General features: G+C 66.1%; 13 protein-coding genes. 1 reads left to right on the forward strand and 12 read right to left on the reverse strand.

The window, feature by feature from the left end:
• The 5 genes from ACP16H_RS17620 to ACP16H_RS17640 form a co-directional block, all read right to left on the reverse strand.
• The gene (locus tag ACP16H_RS17620) at window positions 1-1,002 is read right to left on the reverse strand and encodes a dihydroxyacetone kinase subunit DhaK (RefSeq protein WP_425073566.1); all 1,002 of its coding nucleotides are present in this window, start codon (window positions 1,000-1,002) and stop codon (window positions 1-3) included.
• The gene (locus ACP16H_RS17625) at window positions 999-2,081 is read right to left on the reverse strand and encodes an ABC transporter permease (RefSeq protein WP_425073567.1); all 1,083 of its coding nucleotides are present in this window, start codon (window positions 2,079-2,081) and stop codon (window positions 999-1,001) included. Before ACP16H_RS17625 ends, ACP16H_RS17620 begins: the two co-directional genes overlap by 4 nt.
• Window positions 2,078-3,625: a sugar ABC transporter ATP-binding protein gene (locus tag ACP16H_RS17630; RefSeq protein ID WP_425073568.1), complete on the reverse strand. Its 1,548-nt coding sequence runs from the start codon at window positions 3,623-3,625 to the stop codon at window positions 2,078-2,080. The genes ACP16H_RS17625 and ACP16H_RS17630 overlap by 4 nt, the downstream gene beginning before the upstream one ends.
• A 73-nt stretch (window positions 3,626-3,698) precedes the next feature.
• Window positions 3,699-4,688, reverse strand: a complete 990-nt coding sequence (locus ACP16H_RS17635; RefSeq protein WP_425073569.1) for a substrate-binding domain-containing protein — start codon at window positions 4,686-4,688, stop codon at window positions 3,699-3,701.
• A 29-nt stretch (window positions 4,689-4,717) separates the two neighbouring features.
• Entirely contained in the window at window positions 4,718-5,731 is a 1,014-nt protein-coding gene (locus tag ACP16H_RS17640; protein WP_425073570.1) for an ABC transporter permease, read from the reverse strand.
• A 176-nt stretch (window positions 5,732-5,907) separates the two neighbouring features.
• Between ACP16H_RS17640 and ACP16H_RS17645 the strand changes: the two genes are divergently transcribed.
• On the forward strand, window positions 5,908-6,999 hold the full coding sequence (locus ACP16H_RS17645) for a LacI family DNA-binding transcriptional regulator (RefSeq protein ID WP_425073571.1): 1,092 nt from the start codon (window positions 5,908-5,910) through the stop codon (window positions 6,997-6,999).
• Here ACP16H_RS17645 and ACP16H_RS17650 read toward each other — a convergent pair.
• The 7 genes from ACP16H_RS17650 to ACP16H_RS17680 are packed head-to-tail and all read right to left on the reverse strand — an operon-like array spanning window position 6,943 to window position 13,577.
• A complete protein-coding gene (locus ACP16H_RS17650; RefSeq protein ID WP_425073572.1) occupies window positions 6,943-7,695 on the reverse strand; it encodes an SDR family NAD(P)-dependent oxidoreductase in 753 nt (250 codons plus the stop codon). The two genes, ACP16H_RS17645 and ACP16H_RS17650, sit on opposite strands and share 57 nt — an antisense overlap.
• Before the next feature lie 12 nt (window positions 7,696-7,707).
• Window positions 7,708-8,466: an SDR family NAD(P)-dependent oxidoreductase gene (locus ACP16H_RS17655; RefSeq protein ID WP_425073573.1), complete on the reverse strand. Its 759-nt coding sequence runs from the start codon at window positions 8,464-8,466 to the stop codon at window positions 7,708-7,710.
• A complete protein-coding gene (locus tag ACP16H_RS17660) occupies window positions 8,463-9,950 on the reverse strand; it encodes an FGGY-family carbohydrate kinase (protein WP_425073574.1) in 1,488 nt (495 codons plus the stop codon). Before ACP16H_RS17660 ends, ACP16H_RS17655 begins: the two co-directional genes overlap by 4 nt.
• Window positions 9,951-9,977: 27 nt before the next feature.
• Window positions 9,978-10,310: a carboxymuconolactone decarboxylase family protein gene (locus tag ACP16H_RS17665; RefSeq protein ID WP_425073575.1), complete on the reverse strand. Its 333-nt coding sequence runs from the start codon at window positions 10,308-10,310 to the stop codon at window positions 9,978-9,980.
• Window positions 10,307-11,539 carry an alpha/beta fold hydrolase gene (locus ACP16H_RS17670; protein WP_425073576.1) on the reverse strand — a complete coding sequence of 411 codons (1,233 nt, stop codon included), beginning with the start codon at window positions 11,537-11,539 and terminating at the stop codon, window positions 10,307-10,309. Before ACP16H_RS17670 ends, ACP16H_RS17665 begins: the two co-directional genes overlap by 4 nt.
• Window positions 11,536-12,531, reverse strand: coding sequence for an alpha-ketoacid dehydrogenase subunit beta (locus tag ACP16H_RS17675; protein ID WP_425073577.1), 996 nt, complete (start codon window positions 12,529-12,531; stop codon window positions 11,536-11,538). The genes ACP16H_RS17670 and ACP16H_RS17675 overlap by 4 nt, the downstream gene beginning before the upstream one ends.
• Window positions 12,532-12,536: 5 nt before the next feature.
• A complete protein-coding gene (locus ACP16H_RS17680; protein ID WP_425073578.1) occupies window positions 12,537-13,577 on the reverse strand; it encodes a thiamine pyrophosphate-dependent dehydrogenase E1 component subunit alpha in 1,041 nt (346 codons plus the stop codon).
• Window positions 13,578-13,579: the final 2 nt, after the last annotated feature.

A 13,579-nucleotide genomic window follows, 5' to 3' on the forward strand; every position in this document is an offset into this window, starting at 1 on the left:
TCAACCCGCGACATGGCTGAAGAAGGGCGTGTTGACCGGCGCTGCGATGAGCGGTTCCAACTCGTCGTCGAGATGCAGAACCGAGATCGACGCCCCGGCCATCTCCATCGAGGTGGCGAATTCACCGAGCCAGCGATGACGGATTTTCACGCCGCGCTCCTCCATCAGGATCGCGACGCGGCGATAGAGGATATACAGCTCTTCCAGTGGCGTCGCGCCAAGCCCGTTGATCAGCACGGCCACTTCGTCGCCGGACTTGTAGTCGGTTTCGGCGAAGATGCGCGCCATCATCTTGTCCACCACCGTGTCGGCCGGTTGCAGCGGTTCGCGCGAGATACCGGGTTCGCCATGGATGCCCATGCCGATCTCCATCTCGTTCTCGCCGATCTCGAAACCCGGACGGCCGACTTCCGGCACGATGCAGGGCGAGAGGGCGACGCCCATGGTGCGGGTGCGAGCGCGGGCCTTGTCGGCGATGCGGGTGACCTCGTCGAGCGGCTTCATCGCCGCCGCAGCCGCCGCCGCCGCCTTGTAGAGGAAGAAGATCCCCGCCACGCCGCGCCGCTTGTGCTCTTCGCCGACGACCGATGAGGCGACGTCGTCGTTGCCCATCACGGTTGCCGTCTGGATGTCCTCCAGTTCGGCCAGTTCCCCGGCCATGTCGAAATTCATGATATCGCCGGTGTAATTGCCGTAGATGTAGAGCACACCCGCGCCCTGATCGACGTGTCTGGTCACTTCGAGGATCTGATCCGACGAGGGCGACTGAAAGACACCGCCGACGGCGCAGCCATCCAGCATCCCGTGTCCCACGAAACCGAGGAAGGTCGGCAGGTGGCCGGACCCGCCGCCCGTGACGATCCCGACCTTTCCGGGCACGGGGCTTGCCGTCACATAACAGCGCAGGTCATCGCCCGCGTGGGTCACCTCGGGGTGTGCGCGGTAGATGCCATCGAGCATCTCGTCGACGAAGGCTTCGGGCGTGTTGAGGAATTTCTTCATGGCGCTCGCTTCACGGTTGTGGATTGTAATTTTCGGCGGCGCGTGACGAAGAACGCTGCCGCGAGAAGGATGAATGCCCCGACGACCACGCGCTGCCATGTCGACGGGATGCCGACCAGCACCAGCACGTTGTTCACGACGGTGATGAGCAGCACGCCGGTGACGGTGCCGAAGACGGAGCCGGTACCGCCGGTGATCCGCGCGCCGCCCAGGACGACGGCGGCGATGACGCCGATCTCTGTGCCGACCAGGTCGAAGGGGTTGGCCATGCGGTTGGCACAGACGTGAATGATGCCCGCGAGGCCGGCGAGCCCGCCGGCAAAGGCAAAGACGAACAGATGCACCTTGCGCTGGTCGTAACCCAGCCGCGCCGCGACCTCCGGGTTGCCGCCCGTGGCAAAGATCGCGCGACCCATGAGGGTGCGGTTGAAGATGACCCAGGTGACAACGGCCGCTGCCGGGAAGACGAGGAAATACCACGGCAGAGAGACGGTTGCGCCATTCGCTGTCGTGAAATCGAGCATGGAGGCCTTGCCGAAGGCGACCATCTGCGGCGGCAGTTCCATCAGCCATACCGTGCCGATGAAGGCCAGAAGGATACCGCGAAACAGGTATTGCGTGCCGATGGTGACGATAAGCGCCGCAACCTGAAGGTGATGCACCAGAAAGCCGTTGATCGCGCCCAGCAGCGTTCCGCCCGCGACGGCAATCGCGATGATGGCAGCCATGGGCAGGCCCGGTGCCACGTTGAGCACAAACAGCGTCAGCGAGTACATCGTGAAGGCCGCGATGGCGGTAAAGCTGACGTCGATCCCGCCCGCCGCGAGGATGGAAAAGACGCCAAGCGCGAAAAGCCCGGTCACGACAGAGGCGCGGCCCATGTCGATCAGCGAGGTCGGCGAGAGGAACGCCGGATTGATCAGTGCCACTGCGATGCAGATTGCAAGCAGCAGGCAAAGGCTGACCAGTTCCGGCCTGCGGGTGAAGAGCGCGGACACGGTCCCGGCGAGGCCGGTCGGGGACGGGCTGGTACGGGATGTGCGTTGCGTGGTCTCGGGGCTTGTCTGGGTCATGGTCATTCCGCCGCCTCCGCAGGAGAGGCCAGCATTGCCTGATAGATATCGTCTTCGCTGGCGGTTGCGCCGTCGACTTCCGCCGCGAGGTGGCCGCCATTCATGACGAGGATGCGGTCGCAATTCTGCAGCAGTTCCGGCAGGTCATCCGAGACGATGACCAGCCCGATGCCGCGCTCGGCCATGGCCTGGATTGCGCGATAGATCGTGTCCTTGGAACCGACATCCACGCCGACCGTCGGCCCGTGCAACACGAGGATGCGCGGCGCAATCGACAGCCAGCGCCCGATCAGCACACGCTGCTGGTTGCCCCCCGACAGCGCGCCGACGGGCAGGTCCATGTCGGCGGTGTTGAGGGTCATCTCGGCTGCAATGCCCTGGGCGGCCGTCCGGGCCTTTGCGCGGTCAATTGTCCCGAGCGATCCGGTCAACCTGTCGAGGATCAGCGCCACCGCGTTGTCCTGAATGGATTTCTCGATGAAAAGACCTTCGCCAAGCCGATCTTCGGGAACATAGCCGATGCCATGTTCCATCGAGCGGGCGGGGCTGTCGAGAGACACCCTTGCGCCGTCGATGCGGATTTCACCATCGGTCATGGCCCGATGCCCGGCCAACGCAAGCGCCAGTTCGTTGCGACCGGAATCCGACAGGCCCGTGATGCCAAGGATTTCGCCCGCGTGCAAAGTTGCAGAGATGCCGTGGAAGGCATCGCCGGAGCCTGCGCGCTCCAGTGTCAGCAATGGCTCTGCGCCCGGTGTTCCGGTACGGTAGCGCCGCGCTTCGATTGCGCGGCCGGTCATCAGCGCGCTCAGTTCGGCACGGGAATATCCCGCGATCGGCCCCTGAGCCACGCACAACCCGTCGCGGAACACGATGGCCTGCCCGCCGATGCGGTAGCATTCCTCGAGCTTGTGGGTGACGAAGAGCACCGCGACGTTCTGCGCCCGCAGGCGCCCGACCACTTCGATCAGGGTCTCGACCTCGTGGCGGGTAAGCGAGGTCGTCGGTTCGTCCATGATTACAAGCCGCGCGTCCTGTGCGATGGCGCGGGCGATGGCGACACGCTGGCGGATGGCCAGCGGCAGGTCGGAGACGCGGGTTGCAAGCAGGTCCCGCGTGGGTTCCAGCCCGACTTCGCGCAGGGCCCGACGCGCTGTGTCCTGCAGTTGCGACCGGCCGAGGAAACGCAACAGCCGCCCGCCCCCGCCGACCAGCTGTTCACCAAGCGCGACATTCTCCGCCACCGTGAGGTTCGGCAGCAGCGAGAGGTCCTGATAGACGGTCTCGATCCCGGCCTGCAACGCCATGATGGGCGTGAGGCCCGTATGGGTCACGCCGTCAAGAAGGATCTCGCCTTCGCTCGGGTCATGCGCGCCGGACATGATCTTGATGACCGTGCTCTTGCCACAGCCATTCTCGCCCAGCAGATGATAGGCTTCGCCGGGACGCAGCACCATGTCGACGCCGCGCAAGGCATGCACGCCGCCAAAGCGCTTGTGGATACCGCGCAGTTCGAGAAACGGTGGTCCGTCTGGATCAGTCTGAGTCACGGGAATTGCCTTCGTCTGTTGAGGGAGGGCGCGGGGCGCGCGCCCTCCCCCGGTCAGCGGTCTCTGGCCAACCTCAGAAGAGGTAGTCCTTGTAGGTGTCCTTGTCGGCCAGCACCATGCCGTTGCCGATCAGCAGTTTGCCGACGCCGGGTCCATCTTTCAGAGTGACGCTGTTATAGCCCTCCACACCGAGGTCCATGCCGTCGGTCAGTTCCTCGCCCGCGAGCAGTTTCTTGGCCACGGCGTTCATCGCCATGCCCGCCTTTTGCGGATCCCAGAAGCCGATGGCGGTGATGGCGCCGCTGTCGAGATAGGCGGCGGACGGGTTCGGCAGGCCGGTGCCCACGAGACAGACCTTGCCGGTCAGGCCGGCTTCCTCGATGGCGCGGCCAACACCGAGCACGTCATTGCCCGCCGAGGTCTGGAACCCCCGGATGTCGGGATGCTTGCGCAGCACTTCCTTGGCCTTTTCGTAGGTGCCATTGGCATCGTCGAAGGACTCGTTGTTCGGGTCCACCAGTTCCATGCCCGGGTACTTCTTCGCGTTCTCCTCGCCCGCGCCGACCCACTGCATGTGCGTCCGGCTGCCGAGAGAGCCGACGAATGTCGTCCACTTGCCTTCGCCGCCCATGCAATCCGCCAGACGCTCGTTCAAGGCCGCACCGTACTCGGCATTGTCGAAGGCCTCCACGTCGACCATCGTGTTTATCTGGTTGTCGGCCTCGTGGGTCACGACGATGGTGCCGCGGTCCATGGCGCGCTTCAGGATGCCTTCGAGGATCGCGGGGTCCATCGGAACGATGGCCAGCGCATCGGTCCCCTTGGCGACGAGATCCTGAACGATCTGCAGCTGCTGGGCGCTGTCGGCCTGTGCCGGTCCGACCTGCGTGATGTCCATGTCCGGGTTCTCTTCGGCGAAGAGTTTCACCCCGGTTTCCATCCGGTCGAACCACGGAATGCCGCTGATCTTCACCACCGTGGTGATGGTGCCCTCGGCCTGGGCCATGCCGGCCACCGAGACCATGAGCGCTGCGGCGCACCCGAGTTTGAACGTCTTCAACATTCTCAATCCTCCCTTGGATTCCCTCGATCTCAGCCCTTCGACGCGCGAGGGATCCGCGCCGAGGTGACTATGTCGGCCAGCCGCTCGATGAGCTGGAACCGTCCGATCGCGAGAAAGGCGAGCAAAGCTGCCCCCCAGGCGAAATCGCGGACGAAGTTGGACAGGCCGATAAAGTTCAGAAGGCTGGACAGCAGTTGCAACACGATGGCCGCAAGCACGACACATACGATGCGCCCGTAGCCGCCTTCGGGCCGCACCCCCGCCATGACGGCGATCAGGATCGCGATCAGCAGGTAGCTTGTGCCGTAGTCCCATTTCACGTTCACATTGCGCGCGGCGATGATGACACCCGACAGGCCTGCCAGCGCGCCCGAAAGTGTGTATGCCACGGTGAAGATCCGCCCGTGGGCGAAGCCGCTGAAATCTGCCGCGCGGGCATTGGCGCCGGTGAGCATGAGGCGCATCCCGAAGGGCGTGAACCGCAGCACGGCACCGATGGCCAGCGCCACCACAAGAAAGATCAGGAAGCTCCACGGCACGCCCAGGATGGTGCCGTTGCCCAGCTCGTACATCGGGTCGGGCGAGCCAATGGTGACGGAGCGCCCGTCCGAAAGCACAACGGCAAGCCCGGTGAAAAGCATCTGCGTGCCGAGGGTGCACAGGATCGGCGTTATGCCCAGCCGCGCGATGATGAGTCCGTTCAGTAAACCGCCGAGGATACCGACGGTGATCGCGCCCAGGGCAAAGCACAGCGTAAAGATCCACGGCTGCGCGTAGGCGTCCAGGAAGCTGGTGACCAGGATGCCCGAGGTCACACCCGAAAGGTTGGCCAGGGCGATGCCCGAGAGGTCGATGCCGCCATTGCCGACGCACATCGCCAGCATGACGCCGATGGCCAGAAGGCCGATTTCCGGCACCTGAGTGGCCATGGACTGCATGTTGTAGAGCGACAGGTATGTGCCTTCCGAGACCGCGCCTCCGACAAGCAACAGAACGACGACGAGCAGGGATAGAATGGCCAGACGGCCATCGAGTTTACGCATCCCCTCCTCCAAGGTTTAGTAAACTTGAACTTTATTTAGTAAATCGTTAACAAGGAATTCCAGAGGGTTCAAGGGAATTTCTGCTTGCATCCCGCCGGAAAATTCTGCTTGCGTCCCGGCGCCTTCCAACAGACGTTTACTAAACAGCCACCGCCGCGCGGGATGTGAGCCAACTCATGACGAAACAAGAAAAAAAGCCTGTCACCCTGCGCCAGGTCGCCGAGCGGGCGGGGGTTTCGGCGGCCACGGCCTCGCTGGTCCTGAACGGGAAGGGCGACATCTCCGAACCGACGCGGCAAAGGGTTCTTTCGGCCGTCCGGGCCATGAAATACACGCCGCGCACGGGCCGCACCCGCCCCGATTCCGTGAACACGCTTCGCTTTCTGAAGATTGCCCGTCACGGGCACACGGTGAACCGCGATCACAGTCATTTCATAGCCGATTACATCGACGGCATGTCGTGGGAGGCCACGCGGCGCGACTATTCCCTGCAGGTCGAGAGCTTTGAAGGACCGGACCTCGACCGCATCGCCGAATCACTGCTCAGCGGCGACCTGCGCGGTGCGGTGATCCTTGGAACCGAACTGACGGAGGCCGAGATCCGCACGCTGGCCCAGTCGCCGCTGCCGATGGTCTTCATCGACACGTATCACCCGCTGCTCGACCTCAATTTTGTCGACATGGACAACGATCAGGCCGTGTTCGAAGTCTTGCGCCATCTCGCGGAGCGCGGGTTCACACGTATCGGCATGGTCGGCAGCCACACCGAGGTGACGAATTTCGCGCTGCGCCGACTGGCCTTCGGGCGTGGCATGGCGGCGCTGGGGCTGCCGGTGGAGGAGGCGCATGTCCTCTCGGTCGACTCGACGCTGGAGGGGGCCTTTGAGGAAAGCAGGGCGCAACTGGCGGACGGCCGCCCGCTGGCGGAGGCCTACTTCTGCGCCAACGACATGATCGCCTTCGGCTTCATGAAGGCGCTGCGCGAGCGCGGGCTGCAAATTCCGCAGGACATCTCCGTCGTGGGCTTCGACAATCTCCCGATCAGCGCGATGAGCGACCCCGGACTGAGCACGGTCGAGGTGCCGAAACGCCGGATCGGCGCGATGGCGATCCGGCTTCTGGACGACATGCTGATCGCCACCAGCCCGGAACCGGCGACCAAAGCATTGATCAGCGGCGCGCTGGTGAGCCGGGAAAGCGTGGGGCGGGCCTCAGGAAAACACGATGCCACCATCGACATTCAGAGTCTGGCCGGTCACGAAGGCTGAGTCGTCCGAGGCGAAGAATGCCACCGGCCCGACCACGTCTTCGGGATCGCCGATCCGTGCGAGGGCTGTCTTGGCCGACCACGCCGCGCGGACGTGCGGATCGTCGAGGTTCACCCTCCCCATGTCGGTCAGGATGATGCCCGGGCAGACGCAATTGACGGTGATCCCAAGCGATCCGACCTCCTGCGCCAGCACGCGGGAGAACCCCATCACGGCGGCCTTCGACGCCGAGTAATGCGCCTGCGCCGGAGCGCCGTGCTTGCCCCCGATGGAGGCGATGTTGACGATGCGCCCGTAGCCGCGCGCCTTCATCGACGGCAGCAGCGCCTGGATCACCATGAAGGCGCCCTTGGCGTTGACGTCCATCACCGCGTCCCAATGCGCTTCAGGCAGGCCGTCGACCTCGCCCGCGATGAGGATGCCGGCATTGTTCACCACGGCGTCGATCCGGCCAAAGGCGGAGAGCGCCTGCGCCACCATGCTGTCGACCTCCGCCTTGACACTCACGTCGGCATGGAAGGTCTCGGCGCGGCGACCCAAGGCACGGATTTCATCCGCGACGTCGTTCAGGGCCTCCTCCTGGCGGGCGATGTCGTTCAGCGCCACGTCGTAGCCGCGCCGCGCGAGGCCGAGGGCGATGGCCGCGCCGATGCCACGGCTGGCCCCGGTGACGAGGGCGGTTCTGGGCTCACTCATGGAAAGGTCCTTTCAGGCTGCGGTATAGCCGCCGTCCACCGTCAGCACGGTGCCGGTGACGTAGCTGGCGGCAGGAGAAGCGAGGAAATGAACCGCGTCGGCGATCTCGCGCGGCTCGCCAAGGCGGCCCATGGGGGTGCGGTCCATCCAGACGTCGAACCACTCGGGCTTCGATCGGCCCGCGAGGGTCAGTTCGGTGGCCGTATAGCCCGGTGCCACGGCGTTGACGCGGACGCCCGCCCTTGCCCATTCCAGCGCGCAGGACTTGACCAGCAGGTTCACGCCCGACTTGGCGGCGTTGTAGGCCGCCTGAGGTTGCGGCCAGACGGCAACCTCGCCGCAGATGGAAGAGGTACAGACCACCGCGCCCCGGCCACGCGCCACCATACCCGGCCCGAAGGCGCGCAAGGTATGGAAGACGCCCGACAGGTTCACGTCGATCACCCGCGCCCAGTCCAGCGGGTCGATGCTGGCCGAAGGCGCGTTGTGGACGATGCCCGCGTTCGCGATCAACACGTCCGGTTTCACCCGGTCAGCCAGCGCGGCGCAAGCGGTGAAATCGGTGACGTCGAGCGCCTCGAAGCTGCCGCCCAGACGGCTTGCCGCGGCCTGCCCGGCCTTTGGGTCGAGGTCGGCAATGGTCACATGGGCGCCCGCCTCGGCCAGCACCTCGGCAATGGCCAGTCCGATGCCCCTGGCGCCGCCGGTCACCAGCGCGCCTTGCCCGGTCAGGGAAAATCGCTCTGCCAAGGTCATGTTGGATGGCCTCATGTCAGCACCTCCTTGAGCGCCGGATAAAGGGCAGCGTAGCGCGCGTAGATTTCGTCGTAGCGGGCGACGTTGGCGGGGATCGGCTCCACCAGCCGACCGGGGCGCACCATGGCGGCAATGCCCTCGTCGATGGAGGTGAAATGCCCCGCACCATGGGCCGCCAGCACGGCGGACCCGGTGGAAGGCGCATCCGGGGAGGCCGGTGTCCTGACCGGGATGCCGGCGGTGTCCGCGTGGATCTGCAACCAGAGGTCAGAGGCGGTGGCGCCTCCGCCTACGGTCATCTCGGTCCCTGTGTAACCCGCGCGCCCGAAGGCATCGAGAATGGCGCGGGTGCCGTAGCCGATCCCCTCCATCACCGCGCGGAACACGTGGTGCAATTCGTGGCCCAGCGTCAGCCCGACCAGCGCGCCGCGCGACAACGGGTCGGTATGCGGCGTGCGATTGCCCTGGAAATGATCCTGCACGATCAGCCCGTCGCAGCCCGGCTCCAGAGCGGCGGCCTTCTCGTTCAGGGTCTTGAAGTCCAGCGGCCCGCCGGTGAGCCGCCCGAGCCAGTTGAGGATCGAGCCGGTCGAGGTCTGACCGCCCTCCACGATCCAGCGATCCGGGTAGACGATGTCGGCATAGCTGCCCCAGACGCCGGGGGCATGGATCGGGGCTTCGGTCACGCCGAATTGCAGGTGGGAGGAGCCGGTGATCATGGCAAGCTGACCGGGACGGGCCACGCCCAGTCCGATCATGCCGATGAGTGCATCCGCGCCCCCCTGCACCACCTTCACGCGGGTTGACAGTCCCAGTTCATTCGCCGCCGCCGTGGTCAGGGTGCCGATGACCTCGCCGGGGGCGACGACCCTTTGCGGCCATTTCGCTTCGAGTTCGGGAATGCCGAGTTTCCCGAGGATGCCCGAGGCCCAGCCGCCATCGCGGTTGCGGTAGTGCCAGCGCAGGCCCACGTTATCGAGGCTGGCTGCCCATTCCCCCGTCAGCCGATGGGTCAGGAAGTCCTGGTATTCACAGATCCGGTAGGCTCGGTCGAAGATTTCCGGCTCGTGGCGCTTCAGCCAGAGGGCCTTGGGGATCATCCACTCTGCCGAGACCGGCCCCTGCCCTGCCCCATTCAGCATCAACGCTGCATCGCCCGTGTCGAGCACGGCCTGCGCCTCGGCGTGCGCCCGCACATCCATCCAGAGGATCGCGGGGCGCAAGGCACGTCCGTTTTCATCCAGCGCAACCACGGTGCAGCACGTGGTGGCGTAACAGATCGCCTCGATGGCCTGCGGGTCCACGCCCGCCTCGGCAATCGCCGCCTTCGACGCGGTCACGAAGTTGCGCCACCAGTCTTCCGGCGCCTGCTCCACCCGCCCCGGGCGGAAATCCGTGGCATAGGGCACCGCGCTGGTGCCCAGACAGGTGCCCGAAAGGTCATAGACCCGCGCGCGCAGGCTCTCGGTGCCGCCATCGGCGGTCAGGAAATAGCTCATCCGGGTCCTCCTCCCTCACATCGCGCCTCAGCCTGCGCGAAAGGCCTCCAACGCGCGCCCGGCGTACATGACCGCCGGACCCCCGCCCATTTCCACCGCGACTTCCAGTGCTTCCACCAGGGCGGCCTCCGGCGCGCCATGCCGCTTTGCCGCGTCCACGTGGTAGAGGATGCAGTCGTCGCAGCGGGTCGCGACCGCGATCGCCACGGCCAGCAGCTCTCGGTCGGCGGCGTCGAAATGGCCGGGCTTCGTGGCCACCTGAGAGACGGCGGCGAAGCCCTTCATCAGGTCGGGCGCAGCCTTGGCGAAGGCGCCCATCCGCAACCGTGCGGCGCGCAGGCGGTCGGTTGTGTCGGTCATTCGGTCAGTCCTTGTGCAATGATCGCAACCGCCTGCTGGGGGTCGTCCCAGTGCGGCATGTGCCCGGCACCGTCGAAGACATGCAGCGCGATGCGTGGCGACAGGTCGAGCGCGTCGCGCCAATTGACGACCTGATCCTGTGTGCCGGTGAGAATGCGGATGCGGTGGGTTTCCGAAAGGCTTGTCAGCGCGGCGCGGATGTTGAGCGCCTGTCTGCCGCCCTTGACCAGAGCGGCGGCAAGGGGTTTCAGCCGCCCCTCGGCCAGCTGGCTATGGATCTGCGCCACGGTCGCGGCCGAGAACGCGTCGGCCCGTTTTGACAGGCGGCGCAGCAGGTGGGCGGTGGTGGCGGGGCTGGACGCCTCGGCCATGCCGTGAATGAACTCCGCGTCGATGGAAAGGCCAAGACCCGCAGGCGCGATCAAAGTGAGCGAGCGCACGCCCCCCGGCACGCGGGACGCGGCAAGGGTGGCGACGGCGGCGCCAAGGGAATGGCCCGTCAGGTGGACAGGGCGCGCGGGCGTCAGCGTCGCGGCGAGGGCGTCGACCAGCGTGTCGATGTCCTTGGCCTCGGCGGCGGTTTCGCCGTGGCCCGGCAGGTCGACGGTGCGCACAGACAGGCCTGCACGTGCCAGCCCCTTTGCCAGTTGGTCAAAGGTGCTGCGATCCCCGGCAAAACCATGCGCCATCAGCACCGGCGGGCCGTCGGCGGGGCCGAAGTGCGATGCGGCCAGTGCGCCGGTTGCGGCCTCGGGGATGTCGTGCAGTTCGATCCGTCCGCGCCGCCCGGTGCCAGCCACGGCCTCAAGCGCGATGCCAGCGCGGGCGGCCGCGCGGCGGGCGGGGGGCGTCGCGCGCAGCGGGGCGGCAGGATCATGGGGGGCAGCAGCCGTCGGCTCTGGTTGCGGGTCCGGTAGCGGAACCGGTTGCGGGTCAGCCTCGGGTTCGGACGCGGGTTCCGCATTGGCGGTGACCCAATCCTCTGCGCCCTCGAGGTCGATTTCCGCGATGGGCGCGCCGAGGGTCACGAGGTCACCGGGCGCGACCAGCACACGGATCAGCCGGCCGGGACCCAGCGCGGGGTATTCCACGGCGGTCTTGTCGGTTTCGAATTCCACCAGCGGCGCGCCGCGATCGAAGGCCGCGCCTTCGGCGATCAGCCAGCTGGCAACGGTGCCTTCTTCCATGGTTTCGCCGAGGCGCGGCATGGTCAGGGTGACGGTGCTCATGCCGCGCGCCCCCGGTGGCGACCGACCAGCCGTTCCGCCATCGACCGCACCAGTTCGGTCGTCGGTACGGAGTGCTTTTCCAGTTCGACAGAGACGGAGATCGGGATGTCCTCGCCACACAGGCGGATCACCGGCTCGTGCAGGAAGTCAAAGCATTCCTCGTGGATGCGCGCCGAGAGTTCCGCGCCGACACCCGCCGTCATGACCCCTTCGGAGAGAACCATGACGCGGCCGATGCGTTCGACCTCTGCCCTGACGGTATCGAAATCGAGCGGGTTCAGGCAGCGCAGGTCGATGACGGTCGCCTCGATGCCCTGCGCAGACAGCGCATCGGCGGCGGCCATTGCGTGATGAACCTGCCGGGAATAGGTGACGATCACGAGATCGTCGCCGGTGCGGCGCACGGCAGCCTGGCCCCAGCCGGGCACAGGAGCGGCAAGGTCGACGTCTTCCTTGAGGGTATACAGCGCCTTGTGTTCGATGAAGACGACTGGATCGGGCTGCCGCAAGGCCTGCCGCAGAAGGTGGTAGGCATCGGCCACGGTGGCGGGCATCACCAGCCGCAGGCCGGGGGTGTGCATGACATAGGCTTCGAGCGATTGCGAATGCTGCGCGCCCGCCGAGCGCCCGGTGCCCCCCTGCGTGCGCAGCACCATCGGCACGCCGATCTGGCCACCGAACATGTAGCGGATCTTGGCCGCCTGATTGCCGAGCTGGTCCATGGTCATGCCGATGAAATCGACATACATCAATTCGGCAACCGGGCGCATTCCGGCCATGGCAGCCCCAACGGCAGCCCCGACGATGGCCGGTTCGGAGATCGGCGTGTCGATCATGCGGTCCGCCCCGAATTCCTCGTAGAGCCCCTTCGTCACACCGTAGGCCCCGCCGTAGCGTCCCACTTCCTCACCAATCACGACGACGCTGTCGTCTTCGGTCATGGCATCGCGCAGCGCCTGTTTCAGCGCATCCCGGTAGGTCATTGCCACCATGGGTCTTACTCCTGTGCGAGGATTCGGTCGATCCGGGCGGCGACCGCCTCGGGTTCGGGTTCGCCGGGGGCGTAGACGTCGCGGAACATGGAGTTCAGCGCCGGTTCGGCGGCGGCGATGGAAAAGTCGATGGAGGCATCCATCTCGGCAGCGATCTGAGCATCGAGCGCGTCGAGGTCGGTCTCGCCCGCCTGCGCCAGTTCCTGCCGGGCGTAGAGCACCGGGTCCTTGGCGCGTCCCTGCTCTTCGTCCTCGGCGCTGCGGTAGGGGCTCTTGTCCATGCGGGCGTGACCGAAGAAGCGGTAGCATTCCACGGCGAGGAAGCCCGGTTTGCCGCTGCGCGCGCCGTCGATCAGCCGGGCCGCCGCCTCGCGCACGGTGCGGACGTCCAGCCCGTCGACCGTCTCGGCGTTCAGCCCGAAGGCCAGGGCGCGTTCGTGCAGGGCGCGGCCCTTTGTGGCCTGCTCGATGCGCGTGCCCATACCATACTGGTTGTTGATGCAGACGAACATGACCGGCAGGTCCCAGAGCGCCGCCATGTTCATGGATTCATAAAGGATGCCCTGCTGCATCGCGCCGTCGCCGAAGAAGGCAGCCGAGATCGCGCCCTTGCCGTCGCGTTTAGACGCAAGCCCCGCGCCAACCACAGCCGGGATGCCGCCGCCGACGATGGCATTGGCGCCCAGATGGCCCAGCCCCATGTCGGCGATGTGCATCGAGCCGCCCTTGCCCCGGCAGTACCCGGCCTCCTTGCCGCCGATCTCGGCCATCATGCGGTTCGGATCAGCCCCGCGCGCAAGGAAGATGCCATGGCCACGATGATGCGTGGTGAAGGTATCGCCGTCGCGCATCAAGGACGCGACGCCCACGGCGGCGCTTTCCTCGCCGATCGACAGGTGCAGCATCGAGCCGGCGGATTTGCCACGGACGAAAAGTTCGCCGACCCGTTCCTCGAAACTGCGCACCCGGCGCATCTCGCGGTAGAGCGTGAGGAGGTCCGTGTTCGACCCCGGTTTCGCCTGCGGCGCGGTTTGCATGATTGTCATTG

The sequence above is a fragment of the Sagittula sp. S175 genome, assembly GCF_049800975.1.
Taxonomy (GTDB): Bacteria; Pseudomonadota; Alphaproteobacteria; order Rhodobacterales; family Rhodobacteraceae; genus Sagittula.